General features: G+C 34.3%; 19 protein-coding genes and 1 tRNA gene. 12 read left to right on the plus strand and 8 right to left on the minus strand.

Features of this window, described 5'->3' with window-relative positions; all coding sequences use genetic code 11:
- Positions 1-107 precede the first annotated feature (107 nt).
- Positions 108-1,421 (plus strand): O-antigen ligase family protein, encoded by a 1,314-nt coding sequence (locus PSU83_RS01940; RefSeq protein WP_300586128.1) that lies wholly within the window; start codon positions 108-110, stop codon positions 1,419-1,421.
- A 36-nt stretch (positions 1,422-1,457) separates the two neighbouring features.
- Here the strand turns inward: PSU83_RS01940 and PSU83_RS01945 are convergent, their stop codons facing one another.
- Both PSU83_RS01945 and PSU83_RS01950 read right to left on the minus strand, forming a co-directional pair.
- Positions 1,458-3,005, minus strand: a complete 1,548-nt coding sequence (locus PSU83_RS01945; protein WP_300586129.1) for a ribonuclease E/G — start codon at positions 3,003-3,005, stop codon at positions 1,458-1,460.
- Positions 3,006-3,404: 399 nt separating this feature from the next.
- Positions 3,405-3,698, minus strand: a complete 294-nt coding sequence (locus tag PSU83_RS01950; protein ID WP_300586131.1) for an HU family DNA-binding protein — start codon at positions 3,696-3,698, stop codon at positions 3,405-3,407.
- Between the two features lie 134 nt (positions 3,699-3,832).
- Here PSU83_RS01950 and mutY point away from each other — a divergent pair, with 134 nt between their 5' ends.
- The 4 genes from mutY (at position 3,833) to gldD (ending at position 7,287) form a co-directional block, all read left to right on the plus strand.
- The gene (gene mutY / locus PSU83_RS01955) at positions 3,833-4,873 is read left to right on the plus strand and encodes an A/G-specific adenine glycosylase (protein WP_300586133.1); all 1,041 of its coding nucleotides are present in this window, start codon (positions 3,833-3,835) and stop codon (positions 4,871-4,873) included.
- Between the two features lie 85 nt (positions 4,874-4,958).
- Positions 4,959-5,396 (plus strand): single-stranded DNA-binding protein, encoded by a 438-nt coding sequence (gene ssb / locus PSU83_RS01960; RefSeq protein ID WP_300586135.1) that lies wholly within the window; start codon positions 4,959-4,961, stop codon positions 5,394-5,396.
- 25 nt (positions 5,397-5,421) lie between these two features.
- A complete protein-coding gene (locus tag PSU83_RS01965) occupies positions 5,422-6,717 on the plus strand; it encodes a gliding motility-associated protein GldE (RefSeq protein WP_300586137.1) in 1,296 nt (431 codons plus the stop codon).
- A gap of 6 nt (positions 6,718-6,723) precedes the next feature.
- The gene (gene gldD, locus PSU83_RS01970) at positions 6,724-7,287 is read left to right on the plus strand and encodes a gliding motility lipoprotein GldD (RefSeq protein ID WP_300586139.1); all 564 of its coding nucleotides are present in this window, start codon (positions 6,724-6,726) and stop codon (positions 7,285-7,287) included.
- Between the two features lie 54 nt (positions 7,288-7,341).
- On the opposite strand, the gene PSU83_RS01975 is transcribed toward gldD, so the two are convergent.
- Positions 7,342-7,725 (minus strand): heavy metal-associated domain-containing protein, encoded by a 384-nt coding sequence (locus PSU83_RS01975; protein ID WP_300586142.1) that lies wholly within the window; start codon positions 7,723-7,725, stop codon positions 7,342-7,344.
- A 110-nt stretch (positions 7,726-7,835) separates the two neighbouring features.
- Here PSU83_RS01975 and PSU83_RS01980 point away from each other — a divergent pair, with 110 nt between their 5' ends.
- Positions 7,836-8,702 carry a DMT family transporter gene (locus tag PSU83_RS01980; protein ID WP_300586144.1) on the plus strand — a complete coding sequence of 289 codons (867 nt, stop codon included), beginning with the start codon at positions 7,836-7,838 and terminating at the stop codon, positions 8,700-8,702.
- A 62-nt stretch (positions 8,703-8,764) separates the two neighbouring features.
- Here PSU83_RS01980 and PSU83_RS01985 read toward each other — a convergent pair whose 3' ends face one another.
- Positions 8,765-10,822 carry a pitrilysin family protein gene (locus PSU83_RS01985; RefSeq protein ID WP_300586147.1) on the minus strand — a complete coding sequence of 686 codons (2,058 nt, stop codon included), beginning with the start codon at positions 10,820-10,822 and terminating at the stop codon, positions 8,765-8,767.
- Positions 10,823-10,833: 11 nt separating this feature from the next.
- Positions 10,834-12,162, minus strand: a complete 1,329-nt coding sequence (locus PSU83_RS01990) for a pitrilysin family protein (protein WP_300586149.1) — start codon at positions 12,160-12,162, stop codon at positions 10,834-10,836.
- A 236-nt stretch (positions 12,163-12,398) separates the two neighbouring features.
- Between PSU83_RS01990 and rplU the strand changes: the two genes are divergently transcribed.
- A complete protein-coding gene (gene rplU, locus PSU83_RS01995) occupies positions 12,399-12,833 on the plus strand; it encodes a 50S ribosomal protein L21 (RefSeq protein WP_300586151.1) in 435 nt (144 codons plus the stop codon).
- 18 nt (positions 12,834-12,851) lie between these two features.
- Positions 12,852-13,112: a 50S ribosomal protein L27 gene (gene rpmA / locus PSU83_RS02000; RefSeq protein ID WP_300586153.1), complete on the plus strand. Its 261-nt coding sequence runs from the start codon at positions 12,852-12,854 to the stop codon at positions 13,110-13,112.
- 56 nt (positions 13,113-13,168) lie between these two features.
- Here the strand turns inward: rpmA and PSU83_RS02005 are convergent, their stop codons facing one another.
- Positions 13,169-13,816: a polysaccharide deacetylase family protein gene (locus tag PSU83_RS02005; RefSeq protein WP_300586155.1), complete on the minus strand. Its 648-nt coding sequence runs from the start codon at positions 13,814-13,816 to the stop codon at positions 13,169-13,171.
- Positions 13,817-13,884: 68 nt separating this feature from the next.
- Positions 13,885-17,163 carry a DUF2723 domain-containing protein gene (locus PSU83_RS02010; protein WP_300586158.1) on the minus strand — a complete coding sequence of 1,093 codons (3,279 nt, stop codon included), beginning with the start codon at positions 17,161-17,163 and terminating at the stop codon, positions 13,885-13,887.
- Positions 17,164-17,386: 223 nt separating this feature from the next.
- Between PSU83_RS02010 and PSU83_RS02015 the strand changes: the two genes are divergently transcribed.
- Positions 17,387-17,457: transfer RNA gene (locus tag PSU83_RS02015), tRNA-Gln, on the plus strand.
- 143 nt (positions 17,458-17,600) lie between these two features.
- On the opposite strand, the gene PSU83_RS02020 is transcribed toward PSU83_RS02015, so the two are convergent.
- The gene (locus PSU83_RS02020) at positions 17,601-18,425 is read right to left on the minus strand and encodes a universal stress protein (protein ID WP_300586160.1); all 825 of its coding nucleotides are present in this window, start codon (positions 18,423-18,425) and stop codon (positions 17,601-17,603) included.
- 170 nt (positions 18,426-18,595) lie between these two features.
- Here PSU83_RS02020 and rimP point away from each other — a divergent pair, with 170 nt between their 5' ends.
- From rimP to infB, 3 genes are read left to right on the plus strand one after another with little or no spacing between them, the layout of a single operon-like run.
- Positions 18,596-19,063: a ribosome assembly cofactor RimP gene (rimP, locus tag PSU83_RS02025; protein WP_300586162.1), complete on the plus strand. Its 468-nt coding sequence runs from the start codon at positions 18,596-18,598 to the stop codon at positions 19,061-19,063.
- Positions 19,064-19,072: 9 nt separating this feature from the next.
- Positions 19,073-20,314: a transcription termination factor NusA gene (gene nusA, locus PSU83_RS02030; protein WP_300586164.1), complete on the plus strand. Its 1,242-nt coding sequence runs from the start codon at positions 19,073-19,075 to the stop codon at positions 20,312-20,314.
- A 37-nt stretch (positions 20,315-20,351) separates the two neighbouring features.
- On the plus strand, positions 20,352-23,249 hold the full coding sequence (infB, locus tag PSU83_RS02035; RefSeq protein WP_300586166.1) for a translation initiation factor IF-2: 2,898 nt from the start codon (positions 20,352-20,354) through the stop codon (positions 23,247-23,249).
- The last annotated feature ends 6 nt before the right edge of the window (positions 23,250-23,255 follow it).

A 23,255-nucleotide genomic window follows, 5' to 3' on the forward strand; every position in this document is an offset into this window, starting at 1 on the left:
TTTTGTTAATTTTAAATAAATCCATAAATAATTAAATATTAAAAGCTATCCAAAATTACATTTAATAAGAATATCTTTTGAATATATTTGTTCATTAATCAACTTCAATGACAGAGAGACAACAAATAAACCTAACGCTGCTCCATGTAGGCATAGGTTCTTTAATAGCATTTCATCTTCCTTTGTCTAAAATTTATTTGCTTCTAATTATCATTTTGGGTTTTTACATTGTTGTTAAAAACAAAAACAACGAAATACTCTATGTTATAGCATATATAGCCGGGAGTGAAGTTTTTTTAAGAACAACTTACGGAAACCATTTTTATGAGTTAGGAAAATACCTAATGTTGTTTTTTACCTTTTTAGGATTCTTTTATAGTGGTTTTCCAAAAATCAAAAATCCTTATTTGATTTATTTACTAGTACTTTTCCCTTCTGTTTTTTTGTCATTAATGTATATCAATGGTGATGTTAGGAAAACAATTTCTATAGAGATTTTAGGGCCAATTTGTTTAGGAGTTTTGGCATTATACACCTATAAAAGGGAAATTTCAGCAAAACAAATTAAGATTATTTTAAACTTGATAGCACTCCCGGTATTGGGTTCTTGCGTTTTTTTAATTTTAAGATATTCACGCAATATTTACAGTGTAAACCCTTATGCGTCCAATTTTTATTTTTCAGGTAATTATGCTCCAAATCAGATGGCAACGGTATTAGGACTCGGTTTCTTTATTTATTTATTAAAAATAATAATTGAATCTGATAGTAAGAAAATCTTTTATCTTAATCTTTTTCTTTTATGTCTTATTTCCTATCGGGGATTTTTAACCTTTTCACGTGGAGGTATTTTGACAGCAGTAATCACGATTTTGTTTCTGTTTTTGTCAATATACATAAGCAGAAAAGAATATTATACATTAAAAAGAAAAATTAGTTTATCATTTATTTTATTCTTATCAATTTTCGCGTTAACTTCCTGTCAAACACAAAACAAGCTGTTTAGCAGATATACCAATTTAAAGCTATTAGATTCAAAATATTTCTTTAAAAATGATGGAAGATATATACAGGCTAAATCCGATTTTGAGAACTTTATAGAAAAACCAATACTAGGAGTTGGAGTTGGAAAAGCGAAAGAAATTAGGATAATTAAGTACAAAAAAGAAATATCAACTCACAGCGAAGTAACCCGATTGTTGTCAGAACACGGAATTTTAGGCCTAGTAGCGTTATTAATTTTAATTTTTTATCCACTACAACTTTATTCAAAAGACTTACGAAACTTTTATTTGCTGCCGTTTTTTGTTTTTTGGCTACTTACAATTAATCATTCTGCAACACGTGTCATCGCGCCATTGTTTTTGTATGCTCTCACGCTGTTACAGATTAAGTTTGAAAAGGAAGAAGATGTTATATAACAAAAAAACCGCCAATCTTACGAAAGGCGGTTTTTTTTATTTTTCCGAAATCTCTTTTCCTTTTTCATCAAAGAAATGATATTCTAAATACGTGTAAGCGTCACGAGGTATGATTTTCACCCACTTTTTATGTTCAAAAAACCATTTTGAACGTAATGATGGAAAACCTTTTTTAAGGTATGCTGCCACAAAAGGGTGAACATTTAAAGTCACTTTTTTATGGTCTTTTAATTTGGTTTCAAGAGAGAAAGCAATCTTGTCAATAATCTGAATTGGCGCGTCAATATCGCTTGCTAGATTATTCGGATTCTCTTCTCTTGTTTCAATATTTACTTCAGGTCTTACGCGTTGTCTTGTGATTTGGACTAATCCAAATTTACTAGGCGGCAAGATCTTATGTTTGGCTTTATCATCGCTCATTTCTTCTCTAAGGAAGTTGAACAATACTTGGCGATTGTCTGGATCTTTCATATCGATAAAATCGACTACGATAATTCCGCCCATATCTCGAAGACGTAATTGTCTTGCGATTTCTGCTGCGGCTATCATATTTACTTCCATGGCAGTATCTTCCTGATTGTTGGCTTTGTTAGAACGGTTTCCACTATTCACGTCGATAACGTGTAAAGCTTCGGTGTGTTCTATAATCAAATAAGCGCCTTTACTCATCGATACGGTTCGTCCGAAAGAAGTTTTAATCTGTCTTTCGATATGATATTTTTCAAACAATTGCGTGTCTTTCGACTGATAAAACTTAACGATTTTTTGTTTGTCAGGAGCTATTTCGGCTAAATAGTCCTTTGTTTCTTGATACAACTCCTCATCATCAATTTGAATACTTGTAAAAGTATCGTTGAATACATCTCTTAGTATAGAAGATGCTTTATTAAGCTCTCCTAAAACTTTAGACGGATGATGTGCGGTTGGTATTTTTTTACTCATTGCAGTCCATCTATTCATTAAGTTCTGCAAATCTTTTTCTAATTCGGCTACGTTTTTGCCTTCTGCTACTGTTCTCACAATAACACCAAAACCTTTTTGTTTGATAGATTGTACTAGTTTTTTAAGACGGTCTTTTTCATCTTTAGAGTCTATTTTTTGTGAAACAGAAACTCGGTCTGAAAAAGGCACTAAAACTAAAAATCGACCCGCGAATGAAAGCTCACAGCTTATTCTCGGACCTTTTGTAGAAATAGGTTCCTTAACCACTTGTACTAATATTGACTGGTTGGCGTTGAGTATATCTGCAACGGCTCCGTCTTTGTCAATTTCCTTCTCAAACTGGAAGTTTTTTAGGGAGAAATCTTTTAGTTTACCTGCGCTTACAAGTTTTATGAATTTCAAATAAGAAGCAAAACTTGGACCTAGATCTTGATAGTGTAAAAAGGCGTCTTTTTCGTAGCCCACGTTTACAAAAGCAGCGTTAAGTCCAGCAACTGGTTTCCTGATTTTAGCAATAAAAATATCGCCAACCTGAAAGTTGCTTGTTTCTTCTTGTTTGTGTAATTCAATTAGTTTTCCATCTTTTAATAAGGCAAAATCTACAGCGTCAGCACTAGATCTAATGATTAGTTCTTTATTCACTTTGTAAATTTTTATCCCGACAAAAAGCGTTCGGCGTGTAGCTTTTAGCGTTCAGCTTTTTAGGGCTAATTGCTGACGGCTGATGGCTGATGGCTAAAGTAAGGATGGATTAAACATTTTAAACAGGTATTGTTTTTTACCCGGTGAATCCTCGTAGAAAACAGCATTAAGATTTTGGGCAACAGTTTTGAAAACTGCATTCTGTAATCTATAATCTGCCCTCTGAATTCTTTGTCAATGAACGTTTTTAAAAAAAAACAAAAGTAGTTTAGAACTACTTTTTCTTTTTGTGTCGGTTAGCTCTCGCTCTCTTTTTACGTTTATGAGTCGCTACCTTATGTCTTTTTCTTTTTTTACCACTTGGCATAATTGAAGATTTTGGTGATTAATAAATAAGTTTTATACTGCTACTTCAGTATTAGTTTTTATTGCTTCTACAAATACTTTTGCAGGTTTGAATGCTGGAATATTGTGAGCTGGAATTTTGATAGTCGTATTCTTAGAAATATTTCTTCCTGTTTTTTCAGCTCTAGTTTTGATGATAAAACTACCGAAACCTCTTAGGTAAACATTATCTCCAGTTTCTAAAGATATTTTAACCTCTTCCATGAATGCTTCAACTACTGCTTGAACATCTCCTTTTTCAAGTCCTTTTTTCTCTGAAATCTTTGCTACGATATCTGCTTTCGTCATTTTCTTGCGTATTTAATATTATTATGTATTTTTTTTGAGGTTGCAAATATATGAATTAAATAAACAATAGTTCAAGCATAATCTATTAAAATTTAATCACATAAAGATTTATTTTTGCAATCCACAATTCAGCTATGAAATTCTCTAAAACTCTTATTCAATGGTATTTACAAAACAAGCGTGATTTGCCATGGCGCAACGATACCAATCCCTATACCATTTGGCTTTCAGAAATTATGCTTCAACAAACAAGAGTTGCTCAGGGATTGCCGTATTTTTTAAGGTTTACAGCAGCATTTCCTACTGTTTTTGATTTGGCTAAAGCCGATGAAGAACAGGTCCTGAAATTATGGCAAGGATTGGGCTATTATTCGAGAGCGAGGAATCTTCACAAAACGGCAAAACAGATTGCTTTTGAATCAGACGGCGTGTTTCCAAAATCGTATGTTGAACTATTGAAACTAAAAGGTATTGGCGAATATACAGCAGCGGCAATTGCTTCGTTTTCATATAATGAGACGGTTCCCGTTGTCGACGGGAATGTTTTTCGGGTACTGTCAAGGTATTTTGATGTAGAAACGGATATTGCATCGGCTGGAGCCAAAAAAGAATTTTCGCAATTGGCCGCGGCATTAATTCCGAAGAATCAAGCGAACATTTTCAATCAGGCCATAATGGAATTTGGTGCTTTGCAATGCGTGCCTAAAAGTCCAAATTGCGGCATTTGTGTATTCAATGATAGTTGTTTGGCTTTGCAAAAGAAAAAAGTAGCGCAACTTCCGGTAAAATCTAAAAAGACTAAAGTTACCAGTCGATATTTTAATTATTTAATTTTTTTAGATGAAAATCAGGATACAATTATTAGTAAACGAAACCAAAAAGGAATTTGGCACAATTTATATGAATTTCCGCTGCTAGAAACCAGTAGCCCTGAATCAGACGAAACTGTTTTGGCTTTAATTCAGAATCAAGTATTTTGCGATAATGAGATTGTTGAAGTTCAACTTTACAATCCTGAAAGTATTCGCCACAAATTATCCCATCAACATCTTCATATCAAATTTTGGAAGGTCGAAGTGAAAGGCAAGCTAACAAACGGAATTGATTATAAATTAGTTTCAGAATTTCCATTTCCCATTGTGATTTTTAATTTTATTGAAAAAGTATGGGGCTAATTTTCAAAAGTTTTAGTAAATTTGAAAGACTTGAGGTGTTGCCGAATTGTAGGGAACGCAGTGGAATAAATCAACAGCTTAAAAAATGAATGGTACTCTAAATAAAGTAATGCTAATAGGTCATCTAGGTGACGATGTAAAGATGCATTATTTTGAAGGCGGAAACTGCATTGGAAGGTTTCCTTTGGCTACCAATGAAGTTTATATCAACAAGCAGACTAACGAAAAAATCACTTCTACCGAATGGCATAATCTAGTAGTTAGAAATAAAGCGGCTGAAATTTGCGAAAAATATTTGTCAAAAGGTGATAAAATTTTCATAGAAGGTCGAATTAAATCACGTCAATGGCAGGCTGAAGATGGTTCTACAAAATATACAACTGAAATCCAAGTTACCGAATTTACATTTTTGACGACCAAAAAAGAAGTAGACGGCTTAAAAACAACACAGAATTTAGAAACAAAAAACACTACTTTTGAAGCGCCAAATCATGCAAGTCCAGAAAACGATTTGCCTTTTTGATATTGTTTAATTAATCCTTAAGTTATTGGACCCTGATCCCAGTTTAAATTTCCTTGCCAGCATTGACACCAATTTACTTTTTGGTAGTATAGCGATTGTTCTTCTTTTATTTTGTTCTGCTATGGTTTCTGCTGCCGAAGTGGCACTTTTTTCGCTTACCCAGAAAGACTTAAATGTTTTGATGGAAGAAGATGCGTCAAAGGCCAATTTAATTTCCAAATTACTTCAGCGTCCCAAAAAATTGCTTGCGACAATATTAGTCGCCAACAATTTCAGTCATATTGGTGTTGTCATTATTTTTTCTTTTGTTGGAAATAGTATTTTTTCAATGATAGAGTCACCCGTTTTGAAGTTTACTATTGAGGTCGTATTGATTACATTTCTAATTCTTTTATTTGGAGAAGTCCTGCCCAAAATTTACGCCAGCCGTAATAATATAAAATTCTCAAAATTTGTAGCCAATCCTATGATGGTTTTAGATAAGTTTCTTTCTCCGATTAGTTTGCCGATGCGCAGTGTGAGCGTTTATTTGCATGATAAGCTCGCCAAACAAAAATCAAATATTTCAGTAGACCAATTATCGCAGGCTTTAGGACTCACATCGACAGAAGACACGACATCTGAAGAACAAAAAATATTGGAAGGCATTGTTTCTTTTGGCAATACTGATACCAAGCAAGTGATGAGTCCGAGAATTGATATTTTTGCATTGGAAATAAATGAAACTTTTGGTGAGATTTATAGTAAAATAGTTGAAAAGGGCTATTCTCGAATTCCTGTTTTCAAAGAAAGCATTGACCATATCGAAGGAGTACTATTTGTTAAAGACTTGATTCCGCACATCAACAAGAAAGAATTTGATTGGAACCAATTAATGCGCGAACCTTTTTTTGTGCCTGAGAATAAAAAATTGGATGATTTGTTAAAGGAATTTAAAAGTAAGAAAAGCCATTTGGCCATTGTAGTTGACGAATATGGCGGAACTTCCGGACTGGTTTCTTTAGAAGATGTAATCGAAGAAATTGTTGGTGATATTTCGGATGAGTTTGATGACGAAAATCTGAATTACTCCCAAATTGATGATAAGAATTTCCTTTTTGAGGGGAAGACCAACCTTAAAGATTTCTATCGAATTGTAGATGTTAATGAAGAAATGTTTGAAAGTAGCAAAGGTGAAGCTGAGACCTTGGCTGGGTTTATATTAGAAATTTTAGGAAATTTTCCAAAAAGAGAACAAAAAATTAATTTTTCAAATGTCCGTTTCACTATAGAAGCCGTTGACAAAAAAAGAATAAAACAATTAAAAGTAACTCTTGAATAACTCAAAATGTTTAGAAAAATAATTGGTTCACTAGCGGTTTCGACGCTTTTTGTTTGCATGAGTGGCTGTAAAAATGATACTGTTCCAAAACCATCAAGTCAGCTTCGTTTGGATTATCCCGTTGCCAAATATGCTAAATTCAGCAATAATTGTCCATTTGAATTTGATTTCAATGCAAATGCAACTATTGAAGAAGACAAAAATTGTGGTTATTCAATTCATTATCCAAAAATGAAAGCTACAATTTACCTTACGTACAAGACTGTTGATAATAATATTAATGCTTTACTGCGCGATGCCCAAAAGCTAACGTATGAGCATGTAATTAAAGCAGACGATATTCTCGAACAACCTTTTATAAACAACGATAGTAAGGTATACGGTATGTTTTATAGAGTAAATGGAAATGCGGCTACAAATGCTCAATTTTACGCTACAGATAGCATCAAGCATTTTGTAACGGGTTCAGTATATTTTTATGCAAAGCCAAAATTCGACTCTATTATGCCAGCGGCCAGTTATGTAAAAGATGATATGCAACGCTTGATGGAAACCTTAAAATGGAAATAAAAAAATCCCCTCATTTAATAACGAGAGGATTTTTTATTTATAATTTGTTTTGAATTACATTTTTTCGTTGATATGCATATTTGAAACCTTATATGTTTCACCATCACCTGCAGATTCAACCGTTTTAGTCAATTTTTCTGGAGTTTGAATTGTGGCATCAAAATCAACTGTTGCTTCTTTTTTATCAAAATCAACTGTAGCTTTTTGAACGCCTTGCAGATTTGACAACTTGGTTTCGATTGTTTTTGCACAACCCATAGCACAAGTCATTCCTTCAATTTTGAAACTTGCAGTTTCTGGTTTAACAGCAGCAACAATTACTTTTTTTTCAGTCTTTGTTTCCGTTTCTGCAGCAGTAGGTTTGTTTCCGGCATCTTTACAACCAATAAAAATGGTTGAGGCAATCCCAAAAGTCAATAATGATTTGGTAATATTCATAGTCTTTTGCTTTTTTGTTTGTGACTTCTTAATCAATCACAAAATTAGTGAAAAATAAAAGTGTTTATTCTTAAATTAATTACAAAATTTGCTGCATTCAAAAAAATCATATGAAATCAATTCAGCTAAAATGGGTTATTCTTGTACTGCTAGCACTTATTTGGGGAAGCTCTTTTATATTAATTAAAAAAGGATTGATTGGCTTAAATCCGTTTCAATTGGGTTCGCTTAGAATCATCTTTTGTGCGGTCTTTCTTTTGGTTGTGGGATTTAAAAGTCTGGCCTCAATTCCGCAGCATCAATGGAAATATATTGCAATAACTTCTTTGTTTGGAACCTTTATTCCGGCCTATCTTTTTGCGATTGCGGAAACCCAAGTGAGCAGTTCGATATGTTCTATTCTAAATTCACTTACTCCGTTAAACACCTTAATTTTTGGAGCTTTGTTTTTTGGATTGACTTTTAAAAGAAATCAGTTTCTCGGTATCGGAATCGGGTTGATTGGCACTGCAGTGTTGATTTTTACTGGAAAAAATCACGAAGGAACTGATAATTACTATTATTCTGTTTTAGTTTTGATTGCCACAATTTGTTATGCTATGAATGTTAATCTGATTAAAAAATACCTTTCAGATGTGAAGCCACTCAGTATTACAACTGGTAATTTTTTGGTCATGTTGCTTCCGGCGATTTTAATATTAAGTTTTACCGATTTTACTACTAAAGTTAGTTTGCCGCAAACCCAACATGCGATGTTTTATATAATGATTCTGGGAATAGTGGGCACGGGTGTTGCAAATGTTCTTTTTTATAAACTGATACAGATTTCGTCTCCAGTTTTTGCGTCTTCCGTTACATATTTGATTCCGATTGTAGCATTTCTTTGGGGGCTTTTGGATAATGAGATTTTGACCTCTTTTCAATTAGTCGGAGCCTTTATCATTTTAATTGGAGTTTATCTGGCGAATAAGAAATAAAAAAGTCCCGTATCATTTTTAAAAAAGATATGGGACTTTGACTATAAAGTAACTTCTATTTGTTATAGAAAATCGGCATCAATTACTCCTTCATTGATTTTAACATCGCTCATTTTGATATCTAATTCGAATCCAACATTCATAATAGTGTTGAACGGAACCTTTACCCCTTTTACAGCTCTGTAATCACCGAAAGTAGTAACTCTAGTCGCTTTCTGACCATCAGGACCTTTCTCTGAAGTTGCCTCAGCAGTTTTTAAGCCTGATTTCACATCAAAATAGTAAGTAGTATCACCATCAACAACAGCATAAGCATCAGAACCTTCCATTTGTTCAATGCCTGAAATTGTTACGCCGTTTTTAGTTGCCAATCCCGTTTCAGCAAACAAAATTGCGCCTTCTTTCATTTTAGCTAGTTCTTCACCTTCTAAAACTTTTTTCTGACCTTGTTGCATCATGTAGCCGGTGTTGCCATTTACAACTTGCTTCATAATTGATCCCATTCCTGCCATAGAAAGTTCAACCATCATTCGTCCTTTAGCATCCATTTTAGAATTGTATGATAATGGCATTGGCGCCTGAGGAATAGTTGTTGAACCGATAGAAAAAATAGATTTAACGGATTTAACGGCTTTGTCACCACCAATAGCAGTTACATAAGCGTCAACAACAGATTTTACTGTAACTCCAGCAGGAACTGGTTTTTTTATTGCAGGCTTTTCAGTTGGATTACCAAATTTGTCAAAATAGAACATTGGTATTTTCAACGACTCTAATCCAGAAAGTACTTCTGAACCTTTCCCAACAACAAGAATTCTTACGTTGTCTGCTAAGAAATATTTGTTAGCCACTCTCATTACGTCATCCGGTGTAACCGCATTGATGTTTTTGATATAGTTTTCATAGAAATCAGCTGGTAGACTTTCTGTTTCGATGTTTAATGCATAGCGTGCAACCGTGGTTGGTTTTTCAACTTGCATTACAAATTTTCCAACATAACCTGCTTTTACACTCTTTAAAACTTCGTCACTTACTTTCTCAGTTCTGATTCTTTTTAATTCTTTTAGCGATTCAACGACAGCGCTATCGGTTACTGCATTTCTTACTTGAGTATTCGCTCTAAATTCGCTGTGCATGTTTTTGTCAAAACCAATACTTGAACGTGCACCATAAGTCCATCCGTGCGCTTCTCTTAAGTTCATATTCAAATAGCTATTGAAATCGCCTCCATAAACCTGATTAGCTAAAATTACTGGGAAGAAGTCAGCATCAGTCATTTTAAGATTTACCGTGTTTAAGATGGTGATCTCTGATTGAACTGCATTGGGCATGTCCACAAAATTTATCTGTGAATATTGAACGTTTGACGGATTAGAATAAGATAATCTTGGAGCAGTTGCTTTTACCCAAGAACCAAATAGTTTTTCAACCATTTTCTTAACGTCTTTAGTTTTAACATCACCAACAATTACTAAGTACGCGTGTTCTGGAACAAAATAGGTTCTATAATTGTCTTTAACATCGGCAAGAGATACATTGTTGATAGTCTCTTCTGATAAATATTCTCCATAAGGATGATTTTTACCATAAGCCAATACTTTTTCAACTCTACCAGCAACTACAGGAACACTTTTCTCCTGAGTTTTTAGTCCTTCGATAAGTTTTTCTTTTTCTTTCTCGAATTCATCAAGTGTGAAGTTTGGCATTAAAGCACCTTCAGACATTAATTCTAAAATTCTCTTGGCATGTTTAGATAACCCGCTTGCAGATGCTCCCGAAGCGTAGAAGTTAATGTTCGCTCCAAGAAAGTCAATTTCTTCGTTGAATGCGTCTTTAGGAGTTTTAGTTGAACCGTTTCCGATTAAGCTACTCGTTAAATCGTCAACCCCTTTTTTGTTGCCTTCAGCGTAAGGTGTGTTGTCAATGGTCAAACTATAAGAAACTCTTGGTAACTTATGGTTTTCAACTACTAAAACTTTCAATCCGTTTGGTAACGAAAAAGTTTCAGGTTTTTTAAGATTTATTTTTGGTGCCGGACCAGCTGTTGGCTGTGTTCTGTCTTGTGCTTGCATAATAAGTGTTAAAAACAAGCTTGATAAAAGTATAATTGATTTTTTCATTTTTCTTAGTTTTATTTATTCTCAGCTTTGTCTTTTCCAGGTACGTAATCCAAAATCAAACGTTGGTTTGGATTTAAATATTTTTTGGCAGCATCTCTTATTTCTTCACGAGTGATAGAGCGTAAGATGTCAATATTTGTGTTCACAAGATTCACATCGCCATACAATAAATAGTAGGTAGCTAAATTTTCCGCCACACCTTCAATATTATCATTACTGTCTATATAGTTGCTTTCGTTGATGTTTTGCAGTTTTTGAAAATCTTTTTCTGCAATTAAATCAGTTTGAAGTTTAACAATTTCTTCATCAATCTCTTTAATCAAGTCATTTGAAGTAAATTCACCTTGTGGCATTCCATAAAGAATGTATTGACCGTAATCTTCTTGAGCGTAATTGAAAGCTCCTATTTGCAATGCCATTTTCTTATCGTCAACAATTTTTTTGTAAAGTTTAGAACTTTTTCCGTTACTCAAATAAGTGGAAATGATATCTAAAACTCTCGCGTCACGAGTTTTCATTGATGGAATTCTGTAAGCAGCAACAACCATTGGTTTTTGGATGTTTGGATCCTCGAAAGTAGCGCGTATTGTTTCGGTGATTGGTGCTTCAACAAATGTATCTTTTTTCAATTCAACACCTCTTGGAATTGGTCCAAAATAATCTTGAATCCATTTTTTTGTCTGCGCAATGTCAATTTGACCTGCAACAACTAAAACGGCATTGTTTGGAGAATAAAATTTCTTGTTGAAATCTTGGAATTCTTTTAATGTAGCAGCATCTAAGTGATCCATCGAGCCAATAGTCGCCCAACGGTAAGGGTGCACTTTAAACATGTTTTTCTTAACTTCAGCAATTAACTGACCGTAAGGTTGGTTATCAACACGAAGTCTTTTTTCTTCTTTTACCACTTCGTTTTGAGTGTCAACACCAATTTGGTTGATTACAGGATGCATTAATCTTTCTGATTCCATCCATAAGCCTAATTGCGTATTGTTTGAAGGGAAAACTTCAAAATAGTAAGTTCTATCATCCGATGTGTTGGCGTTATTTGTTCCTCCGTTTGAAGTTACAATTTTAAACCATTCACCACGTTTGATGTTTTCAGTTCCTTCAAACAATAAATGTTCGAAAAAGTGAGCGAATCCAGTTCTTTCCGGATTTTCATCTTTAGAACCTACGTGATACATTACTGAGGTAATTACAACTGGCGCCGATTGATCATTGTGTAAAATTACATGAAGACCATTTGGCAAATCGTATTCCTCAAAAGCTACCTTTTGGGCAAGAGCTGTTCCTCCAAGCATAAGCATTGAACTTAAAGCGATTAATGAATTTTTCATAAAAAATTTAAATTTTTTGTTGATTTTGTAATTAGTAAACTAACCTTAAATTTTGTTACACCAAAAATACTTTATTTTATCTAATTTTCTAAACAATCTGAAATTTTATCTAATGTTTAATAGTTGCTCTAAAACTAAGTTTTGTTTTTTTTGCACATGATGTTGCGAGTAAAAGAAATAGTTCTATATTTGCATCCCGAAAACTCGGGATTATAAATTAATAAAAACAATTTGTTATGTATGCAATCGTAGAGATAGCAGGGCAACAATTCAAAGTTAGCAAAGACCTAAAGGTTTACGTTCACCGTTTGACAAATGAAGAAGGATCTAAAGTATCTTTCGACAAAGTTTATTTGTTAGACGACAACGGTACAATCACAATAGGCGCCCCAGCTATAGAAGGTGCTTCAGTAGAAGCCAAAGTGTTACAACACTTAAAAGGAGACAAAGTAATCGTTTTCAAAAAGAAAAGAAGAAAAGGTTACAAAAAAAGAAACGGACACAGACAGTATCTTACACAAATTGTGATTGAAGGTATTTCTGCTACTGGAGGAAAAAAAGCTGAGAAAGCTACAGTAGAACCAAAATCAGAAAAAGCAGCAGAGCCTAAAGCGCCCAAAGCGCCCAAAGCAAAAAAAGCTGAAGAAACTGCAACTGAAGAAAACAACTAATATTTAAAATTATACGTCATGGCTCACAAGAAAGGTGTCGGTAGTTCTAAGAATGGTAGAGAATCAGAATCAAAACGTTTAGGTGTTAAGATTTATGGTGGTCAAGCTGCAATTGCTGGAAATATCATTGTTAGACAAAGAGGTTCAAAGCACAATCCAGGAGAAAACGTTTACATGGGTAAAGATCATACTTTACATGCAAAAGTGGCTGGTGTAGTGAAATTTCAGAAAAAAGGTGATAACAAATCATTTGTATCTGTAGTTGCATTCGAAGCATAAGGACAAACTCTTATTTTTATATAAAACCCGTTCAGCAATGATCGGGTTTTTTGTTTTTATACTATGTCAGATTCAATTCTAGAACAGAAAAATCCGTTCTGTTTTAAGAATTCCAATGTTCTTGGTAAAGTATATTTGAGATTTTCTTGTGCTTTGATACTGTCGTGAAAAACTATTATGCTGCCGGATTCTACATTTTTCAATACGTTTTCAAGACATTTTTCTTTGGAAATTTTTGCGTCAAAATCAAATGAGACAATATCCCACAGAATGATTTTGTAGCCTTGTTTCCGTAGTATTTTGGATTGTGATGGTTTTATTTTGCCATAGGGTGGACGAAAGAGTTTCCAGTGCTCAGTGTTCAGTTTACAGATGCTTTCATTACATTTCGTCACATTTTCAACATAAGCTGACGTTCCAGTTTTCCAACCTTTTAGATGATTAAAAGTATGATTTCCAATTGAATGTCCTTCGTTGACTACTTTTTTAAAGATTTCCGGATGCTTAACGATATTATTTCCAATTAAAAAAAAAGTTGCTTTCGCATCATATTTTTTTAATTCATCTAATGTCCATTGAGTGATTTCTGGGGTTGGTCCATCGTCAAAAGTCAGATATACTTTTTTTTCAGTATTAGGAATGTCCCAAACATAATTTGGAAAAATCCTTTTGACTAAATAATTTGTTTTTACCCAGAAACTCATTTGTTAAATATAAAAAAGAATGTGTCAAATGATTTCTCAAATGACACATTTTATAGTTTTTAATCCATTTATTCTAAATCTCTTCCGAAACGGGCAAATCGTTGCACTAAAGAATTAAAGGTAGGCTTATTTTTGTTGTAGAACTCAACATCGCCTCGATCTTTCATCGTGATTAAAAGACTTCTATAGCGCTCAATATCTGTAATGATATCGGAAGCAATTCCGTCTTGAATAGAAGGTTGAATACCTGAATAATAAATCAAATTCTGTTTGTATTTTGTCATCAGTCTTTCCAGTAATTCTCTAGCTTTTGCTTTTTCACCAATCGCATAATATCCACCGGCAAACGGCTCAACCATAGTGTAGTAGCCATAATAATCCATTGGCATTTTATTCATAGCTAAATCGATAATTTTCTCTGCTTTTTCTTTTTTTCCTTCATTGATTAATTTTTCCATCAATCGGGCCATGTTGGTTCTGTACGAGATACTGTTTTTTCGGGTTTCAGGATCGTGATAAATGGTCGTAAGTTCGCCATTACCCCAACTCCATTTTGTTACTAAATCATACATTTTATCGCTGTCGATATTTCCCATATCGTATGGATTTTCTTTAACAATCGGCGTTTTAATTGGTACTAGTTTGTAAACTAATCCGTCTAGTTGAAGATAGTCTTTCATCCATAGATAATCGTCATCGCCAAAACTTCCACCTGTAAAATAAATCGGTCGTTTCCAGTCATTATTGGCTAAAACATCTAAAGCCATCAAGCGATTTTTATAGAGTGCACTTCCTTTAATATCCAAATCAATATATGGAACGATTGAATCATAGTATTTTTTATCGACGACATTGTTTTTGATAATGACATTTTTATCAACTGGTATTCTGAGTTTATTGGTTGGATAAAAATGAATGGTTTGTCCGTTGGCCATTTCGACCGTAGATTTCGGAAGTTTAATGAAGTTGATAAAATCTTTAATATTCCATCGCGCTTCCGTTTTTGGGATGTGTGCAACATAATCGAGCTTGTCACCAACATATTCTTCATGTTTGAACGATATTGGTAATCCGTCCGATTTGTATGTTTTGAATTTCATTTGGTCAATGTACCAATCTGTCATAAACAATTGGGTGTTGACGATTTTAATGTCGGTTCTAATACCTTCAATTTCCTGAGCGTACCAAAGCGGGAAAGTGTCATTATCACCAATCGTATACAAAATTGCGTTTTGGTCACACGATTCCAGATAATTTTTCGCCATTGCAATTGCGGTATATTTATTAGCTCGGCTGTGATCATCCCAGTTTTTAGCGGCCATTAAAATCGGGGCAGCCAATAGACAGGCAGCAATAACTACTGGTCCAACTATTTTGGATTTGATGTAGTCTGAAATCATTTCGTATATAGCATAAACTCCAAAACCAATCCATATGGCATAGACGTAGAACGAGCCTACTAAGGCATAATCTCTTTCGCGAGGTTCAAATGGTCTTTCATTCAAGAATATTTTTAAAGCAATACTGTTAAATAAAAACAAAGCTAATAGTACATAGAAACTTTTTAAGTCTTTTTGCGCGTGAAACATGAGTCCAATCAAACCAATAAATAAAGGTAGGAAGTAATAGGTGTTTCGTCCTTTATTGTTTTTAATGTCATCAGGAAGGTTTTGCTGTGTTCCTTTTCCAAGATGGATTTCATCAATAAAATTAATTCCGCTGATCCAGTTTCCGTCAAGATTATCATATTTGCCTTGAATATCGTTTTGTTTTCCAACAAAATTCCAAAGCAAATATCTCCCATACATATAGCCAAATTGGTATTCAAACATGAAACTCAAATTATCTATAGTAGAAGGTTTTTCAATGATTAAATAATCGTTGTATTTTTTTAAGAAAGAGACATAATCTTCGTTGTCAATTTTTTTCTGAGCATAAGCTGTTTTAAATTCATTAATGGTTTTGCCCATTTCTTCTTTCAACTGTCCAACGGCCATTGAAATCTGTTCTTCACTTAAACTATCTATGTTTACGCCGTATTGACTCAAATCTTCTTCATACGGATAGTTTTGATTCATTTCAATTTTTGGAACACCAGTAAACTGCATGTAATTTTCAATATGATCCGTACTCCAAAGTCTAGGAAGTATTGCTTTTTGAGCATTATCGCTATTTTGTTCGGCATTTTTGTAGTTGTTTACAATAACATATTTTCCTGTTTTATAATCTCTTTCGTAGTTAGGAGCCTTGTCCAAATACGGTTCATCTTTATCTAAACCTGCAAAAGTATCCGTGTATTGTGGCCCGTAAAATAATGGATTCACGCCATATTGCTCTCTATTGTAGTAGGCTAAAACTTCGGCAGCATCTGAAGGCTTGTTTTCGTTAATAACTACATTGGCGTTGGCACGAATAGGAAGCATCATCCAAACGGAGAACCCAACAAGTACAAAAAGAATACATAATAAAACGGTATTGTAAAATGGATGCGCTTTTTCACGCGTATATTTTAATCCAAAATAGAAGAAAGTGACAATCAATAAAACGGCAAAAATGGTACCTGAATTGAAAGATAAGCCAATACTATTCACCATAAAAATTTCCATTTTCCCGAAGAATGCAAGGGTATATGGCAGTAATAATTTGAAGATGAAAAGTAAAACAGCCACAATGATAATATTGGCAATGATGAAATTCTTAACGGTAATTGTTTTGAAATTTTTGAAATAATATAAAAAACCAATGGATGGAATAGTTAATAAAGCCATGAAGTGAACTCCAAATGAAAGGCCAATCATCAATGAAATTAGCAAGAGCCAACGGTTGCCTTTTGGCGTGTGCATTTCTTCTTCCCAACGCAATCCCAACCAAAATAATATGGCAATAAATAAGGATGCCATGGCGTAAACTTCAGCTTCAACAGCGCTTGACCAAAAACTATCTGAAAAAGTAAAAGCTAATGAGCCAACAAAGGAACTTCCCAAAATTACTATTGCTTTGCTTTTATCTATTTCAGTGTATTGCGAGACGATTTTTCGTAAAATAATCGAAGACGACCAAAACATAAACAAAATAGTGAATGCGCTTGAAAACACGGACAACATATTTACCATTAAAGCGACAGTTTCTTTACTGGAGGCAAACATGGCGAAGAATGCTCCAAGAATTTGGAATAATGGTGCGCCTGGGGGATGTCCAACTTCTAATTTAGCTGAAGTAGAGATGTATTCGCCGCAATCCCAAAAACTCATAGTGGGTTCAACGGTTAAAGAATAAGTTAGTAAGGCAATTGCAAATGTTGTCCATCCTAAGATAGTATTCCATTTTTTAAAGTTGAAGTTCATCATATAGATATGAAATGAATGTTTTTATTTGATGCTACAAAGAAACTATTTTTTTCAACGCAATTAAACGAGCATTAACAAATTTTTCTTAAATAGGATAAAGGGCTAATTTCAAGTTTATTGTATGCTGTAACAAAAGAAACGAGTAGTTAATTTTTAATTTTTATGGCGATTTATTTGTGTACAATAAAATTTGTACTAAATTTGCACTCGCGGTAAGCAAAACTGGTCTATGGTGTAATGGTAACACAACTGTTTTTGGTGCAGTCTTTCTAGGTTCGAGTCCTAGTAGACCAACGATAAATCCTGCTCTTGCAGGATTTTTTGTTTCTATGCTAGACGAGAAGTTTATCCCGAATTTATTTCGGGAACTCCTAGCAGACCAATAAAAAATCCTCTCAACTTGAGAGGATTTTTTGATTTATCAGGATTTGTCTAAATTATATTTTAAAGGTAACCACTGGTCTTTGTGCGTGATTTACTAAATCTTCACTAATGCTTCCGTTGAAAAAGTGTGCAATTCCTTTTCTTCCATGGGTGCAAACGCCAATTAAATCGGCATTTATATGGTTTGAAAAATTTAATATTCCCGTTTCAATATTTACATCGTTATAAATGTTTATCGAATATTTGTTGATGCTGAAATTCGAAATAAAATCTCTCATAATTTCTTCAGCGAGATGGGTAGGTTTGAAACTACTTGGCGTATTTATCATTGCTAACTCCAAATGAGCACCAAATTTATTTGCAAACTCAACTACTTTCGCAAAAGGTTTTTTAATTTCGTCTGTAAAGTCGGAAGCAAAAACGAATTTATCTACGTTAAATTCTCCAACGTCTTTTTTAATAATCAAAACAGGAACATCTGAATTTCTTACGACTTTCTCGGCATTGGATCCGATGAACATTTCCTTAAATCCACTTGCGCCATGAGAACCCATAACGATTAAATCAATATTGTTTATAGCGCTGACTTTCATTATTCCTTCAAAGGCTAATTCAAATTGAATGATTTCAGAAACTTTTATTCCGTCTAAACATTCATGATCCATTAAGTCTTCAAGTCTATTAATAGCTGCATTTTTGAAAATCATTATTTCTGGAATATCGCTCCCAGAGCCTAACGCATCACCAGCTTGATTTGGTAATTCTAGCATATGAAGAAGGAAAATTTCTCCTCCATTTTTTTTAGCAATTTGAGCCGCAGCTTTTAAAGCGTATTCAGCATGATTTGAAAAGTCTGTAGGGACTAAGATTTTTTTCATAATGTAAAAAGTGAATTTTGGATTGTAAATAATTATAGAATAAAGATATTATTTTTTTTTGACACGGCAACATTTTTGGTTTACAAAAAAAATAACTATCTTTGCGCCGTTATTTATTATTCAAAACTAAATAATGAGGGAAGCAATGCTTCCCTCTTTTTATAAAAAATATGGCATTTAAAGATAAAGTCTCAGAGTTGTTGGAAGCAGCATTAAAGGAAAAAACTTCCTTGTTTTTGGTCGATTTAACAATCAGTGACCAATTTAAAATCATGGTAACTTTGGATGGAGATAACGGAGTAAATTTGCAGGATTGTATTGATGTTAGTCGTGCAATTGATGCTAACTTAGATCGGGAAGAACAAGATTATTCTTTGGAGGTAGCCTCAGCAGGAGTTTCAACTCCGTTAAAAATGGTTCGACAGTATCAAAAAAATATTGGAAGAACATTGAAAGTTAAAACCGCCACAGAAACTATTGAAGCAGTTTTAGAGCAGGTTTCAGACGAAGGTATAACGCTTTGCTGGACGGCAAGAGAACCAAAAAAAATTGGAAAAGGGAAAGAGACAGTAGAACACAAGCGCGATATTTCTTATTCAGATATAAAAGAAGCAATTGTTATAATAATATTTAATTAAAAATTAGGCATGGAAAATATTGCATTAATCGAATCATTTTCAGAGTTTAAAGACGACAAGCTCATTGATCGAGTAACGCTTATGGCGATTTTGGAAGATGTGTTTAGAAACGCATTGAAAAAAAAATACGGTTCTGATGATAACTTTGACATCATTATCAATCCTGATAAAGGTGATATGGAGATCTGGAGAAGAAGAATTGTTGTCGCCGATGACGATTTAGATCTAGAAAATGAAGAAATTACCTTAACAGAAGCAAGAAAAATTGAAGCCGATTTTGAAATTGGTGAAGAAGTGTCTGAAGAAGTTAAACTGATTGATTTAGGAAGAAGAGCTATTTTAGCATTACGCCAAAATTTAATTTCAAAAATACACGAACACGATAATACCAATCTTTACAAGCAATTTAAAGATTTAGTAGGTGAAATTTACACTGCGGAAGTACATCATGTTCGTCCAAGAGTTGTAATTTTGATCGATGATGAAGGAAACGAAATTGTCTTACCAAAAGAAAAACAAATTCCATCTGACTTTTTCCGTAAAGGAGATAATGTTCGTGGAATCATTGAAAGTGTTGAATTGAAAGGAAACAAACCACAAATTATCATGTCAAGAACGGCGGATAAATTTTTGGAAAAATTATTCGAACAAGAAATTCCAGAGGTTTTTGACGGTTTGATTATGATTAAAAACGTTGTTAGAATTCCAGGTGAAAAAGCAAAAGTTGCTGTAGATTCTTATGACGATAGAATTGATCCAGTAGGAGCTTGTGTGGGTATGAAAGGATCTAGAATTCACGGAATTGTGCGTGAACTTGGAAACGAAAATATTGACGTAATCAATTATACTACCAATTTGCAACTTTACATTACAAGAGCCTTAAGCCCTGCAAAAGTATCTTCTGTTAAAATTGACGAAGAGAAAAAAAGAGCGGAAGTTTTTTTGAAATTAGAAGAAGTTTCAAAAGCAATTGGACGTGGTGGACACAATATTAAATTAGCTGGACTTTTAACAGGTTACGAATTAGACGTAATCAGAGAAGGAATCGCTGCTGAAGAAGATGATGTTGAATTAACAGAGTTTTCAGATGAAATTGATGGTTGGGTAATTGACGAATTTGCAAAAATTGGATTGGATACGGCTAGAAGTATTTTGAACCAAGATGTTGCTGATTTAGTGCGAAGAACTGATTTAGAAGAAGAAACCATTTTAGAAGTAATTAGAATATTGAAAGAAGAGTTTCAGGACTAATCTTTCAACGCAAAATAGATAACATTAATAAGATTTTATGTCTGAAGGAAATATTAGAATTAATAAAGTTTTAAGGGAATTAAATATTTCTTTGGAAAGAGCTGTGGATTATCTTAAGGATAAGGGTATTGCTATTGAAGCAAGTCCCAACACAAAAATTTCCGATGATGTATATACTATTCTTTGCGGACAATTTGCTGGTGATAAAGGCAATAAAGAAGCTTCAAAAGGAATAAGTGAAGAAATAAAAAAAGAAAAAGAAGCGCTTCGATTAGAAAGAGAAAAAGAAATCGAAGACAAACGCAGACAAGACGAAGAGCGTCAACAACAGCAAGAGTTGATTAAAGCAAGAGTAACCGTAGCTGCGCCTAAACAAGTTGGTAAAATTGATTTAACGCCAAAGGCCCCAGTTGCTTCATCTGTGCAAGCTCCAAAATCGGTTCCGGCTGTAAAGCTAGCTCAAGAAGTTAAGGTGGTTCCAGAAGCGAAACCAATTGTTGAGAAAAAAGACGTTGCTGAGAAAAAGGACGTTGCTGAGAAAAAGGACGTTGTTGAGAAAAAAGAAGGTGCTGAGAAAAATGAAGTTGCTGCGAAAAAAGAAGTTGCTGCGAAAAAAGAAGAAGTTCCTGTAATAGTTCAAAAAGAGATTAAACCTACTGAAAAGGTTGCGGAAGAAGCACCAGTTGACGAAACACATACTACACAATTCCAAGTTCTTTCTGGGCCAACATTGACAGGCCAAAAAATTGATTTGACGCAGTTTAATAAGCCTAAGAAGAAGAAAGAAGAATTTAAAAAAGATGCTAGCAAACCTGCAACTCCGGCTACTGGAGCAAATGCAGCTGCAAATACTAACAAGAATAAGAGAAAAAGAATTCCAGGTAAACCAGAACCAGGCAAACCCGTTATTGGTGGTGGTGGAGGTGCAAATGCTTTTGGACCAACCAAACCAGGTGGTAGTATCAAACCAAGCGGTGGCGGAGGTTTCCAAAAAGGAAATCGTCCGGCTATTGTTCAAAAAGTGGAGCCTACGGAAGAAGATGTTAAAAACCAAATTAAAGAAACTTTAGAGCGTTTACAAGGAAAAGGAAACAAATCTAAAGCTGCAAAATACAGAAGAGACAAGCGTGATACGCACCGTCAACGTTCGGAAGATGAACAACAAGCCTTAGACGAAGGAAGTAAAACAATTAAGGTAACAGAATTCGTTACTGTAGGTGAAATTGCTACCATGATGGATGTGCCAATTACCAAAGTAATCGGAACATGTATGTCACTTGGAATCATGGTTACCATGAACCAACGTCTTGATGCTGAAACTTTATCTATTGTTGCCGATGAGTTCGGATTTGAAGTAGAATTCATTACATCTGATATTGAAGATTCTATTGAAGTAATTGCTGATAAAGAAGAAGACTTAGTATCACGTGCACCTATTGTAACAGTTATGGGTCACGTGGATCACGGTAAAACATCGTTACTGGATTATATTCGTAACGAAAATGTTATTGCGGGTGAATCAGGTGGAATTACACAACACATCGGTGCTTATGCTGTAACTCTAGAAGGTGGACAAAAAATAACGTTCCTTGATACACCAGGACACGAAGCGTTTACCGCTATGCGTGCTCGTGGAGCTCAAGTTACCGATATTGCAATTATTGTAGTGGCTGCGGATGATGATATCATGCCACAAACTAAAGAAGCGATTAGCCATGCTCAGGCTGCTAACGTTCCGATGATATTTGCCATCAACAAGATTGATAAACAAGGTGCTAATCCTGAGAAAATCAAGGAGAAATTAGCCGCTATGAATTTATTAGTTGAAGATTGGGGTGGAAAATACCAGTCCCATGATATCTCTGCTAAAAAAGGAACAGGTGTAAAAGAATTATTAGAAAAAGTATTGCTTGAAGCGGAATTATTAGACTTAAAAGCAAACCCAAATAAACCTGCTGTAGGAACGGTTGTTGAAGCACAATTAGACAAAGGAAGAGGATATGTATCAACTATTTTAGTACAATCTGGAACGTTGAAAGTTGGAGATTATGTATTGGCAGGAAAGAATCATGGTAAAGTGAAAGCGATGCAAGATGAACGGGGAAATAATATCATAGAAGCCGGACCATCAACACCTATATCTATCTTAGGATTGGATGGTGCTGCAACTGCTGGAGACAAATTCAACGTATTTGAAGACGAAAGAGAAGCAAAACAAATTGCTACAAAACGTTTGCAGTTAATGCGTGAACAATCGGTAAGAACGCAGCGTCATATTACCTTGGCTGAGATTGGCCGTCGTATCGCTCTTGGACAATTTAAAGAACTAAACATTATCCTTAAAGGAGACGTGGATGGTTCGGTTGAAGCACTTTCTAGTGAGTTCTCTAAATTATCTACAGAAGAAATTCAGATTAATATTATCCACAAAGGAGTTGGAGCGATTACAGAAACAGACGTTATGTTGGCTTCGGCATCGGATGCGATTATTATCGGATTTAACGTGCGTCCTGCTGGAAATGCGCGTCAATTGGCAATGAAAGAAGAAATCGATATCCGAAACTATTCAATCATTTACGATGCGATCAACGACTTGAAAGATGCAATGGAAGGAATGCTTTCTCCTGAATTGAAGGAAGAAGTTACTGGAACTGCGGAAATCAGAGAGATATTTAAAGTATCTAAAGTAGGAACAATTGCTGGTTGTATGGTTACTGAAGGTAAAATATTCAGAAATTCTAAAATCAGAATTATCCGTGAAGGTGTTGTTGTATTTACAGGCGAGTTAGCTACACTGAAACGTTTTAAAGATGACGTGAAAGATGTTGCGAAAGGATATGATTGTGGTATTCAAATTAAGAATTACAACGATATTGAACAACTTGATTTAATCGAAGCTTTCCAAGAAGTGGAAGTGAAGAAGAAAATGAAGTAATACCAA

Source organism: Flavobacterium sp., assembly GCF_029945805.1.
Classification (GTDB): domain Bacteria; phylum Bacteroidota; class Bacteroidia; order Flavobacteriales; family Flavobacteriaceae; genus Flavobacterium.

What these genes read in the sequence shown, in the direction of transcription:
- PSU83_RS01940 (WP_300586128.1), top strand. Translation starts at nt 108, where the DNA reads ATGACAGAGAGACAACAAATAAACCTAACGCTGCTCCATGTAGGCATA.
- PSU83_RS01950 (WP_300586131.1), bottom strand. Translation starts at nt 3,698, where the DNA reads ATGACGAAAGCAGATATCGTAGCAAAGATTTCAGAGAAAAAAGGACTT.
- mutY (WP_300586133.1), top strand. Translation starts at nt 3,833, where the DNA reads ATGAAATTCTCTAAAACTCTTATTCAATGGTATTTACAAAACAAGCGT.
- ssb (WP_300586135.1), top strand. Translation starts at nt 4,959, where the DNA reads ATGAATGGTACTCTAAATAAAGTAATGCTAATAGGTCATCTAGGTGAC.
- gldD (WP_300586139.1), top strand. Translation starts at nt 6,724, where the DNA reads ATGTTTAGAAAAATAATTGGTTCACTAGCGGTTTCGACGCTTTTTGTT.
- PSU83_RS01975 (WP_300586142.1), bottom strand. Translation starts at nt 7,725, where the DNA reads ATGAATATTACCAAATCATTATTGACTTTTGGGATTGCCTCAACCATT.
- PSU83_RS01980 (WP_300586144.1), top strand. Translation starts at nt 7,836, where the DNA reads ATGAAATCAATTCAGCTAAAATGGGTTATTCTTGTACTGCTAGCACTT.
- PSU83_RS01985 (WP_300586147.1), bottom strand. Translation starts at nt 10,822, where the DNA reads ATGAAAAAATCAATTATACTTTTATCAAGCTTGTTTTTAACACTTATT.
- PSU83_RS01990 (WP_300586149.1), bottom strand. Translation starts at nt 12,162, where the DNA reads ATGAAAAATTCATTAATCGCTTTAAGTTCAATGCTTATGCTTGGAGGA.
- rplU (WP_300586151.1), top strand. Translation starts at nt 12,399, where the DNA reads ATGTATGCAATCGTAGAGATAGCAGGGCAACAATTCAAAGTTAGCAAA.
- rpmA (WP_300586153.1), top strand. Translation starts at nt 12,852, where the DNA reads ATGGCTCACAAGAAAGGTGTCGGTAGTTCTAAGAATGGTAGAGAATCA.
- PSU83_RS02005 (WP_300586155.1), bottom strand. Translation starts at nt 13,816, where the DNA reads ATGAGTTTCTGGGTAAAAACAAATTATTTAGTCAAAAGGATTTTTCCA.
- PSU83_RS02010 (WP_300586158.1), bottom strand. Translation starts at nt 17,163, where the DNA reads ATGATGAACTTCAACTTTAAAAAATGGAATACTATCTTAGGATGGACA.
- PSU83_RS02020 (WP_300586160.1), bottom strand. Translation starts at nt 18,425, where the DNA reads ATGAAAAAAATCTTAGTCCCTACAGACTTTTCAAATCATGCTGAATAC.
- rimP (WP_300586162.1), top strand. Translation starts at nt 18,596, where the DNA reads ATGGCATTTAAAGATAAAGTCTCAGAGTTGTTGGAAGCAGCATTAAAG.
- nusA (WP_300586164.1), top strand. Translation starts at nt 19,073, where the DNA reads ATGGAAAATATTGCATTAATCGAATCATTTTCAGAGTTTAAAGACGAC.
- infB (WP_300586166.1), top strand. Translation starts at nt 20,352, where the DNA reads ATGTCTGAAGGAAATATTAGAATTAATAAAGTTTTAAGGGAATTAAAT.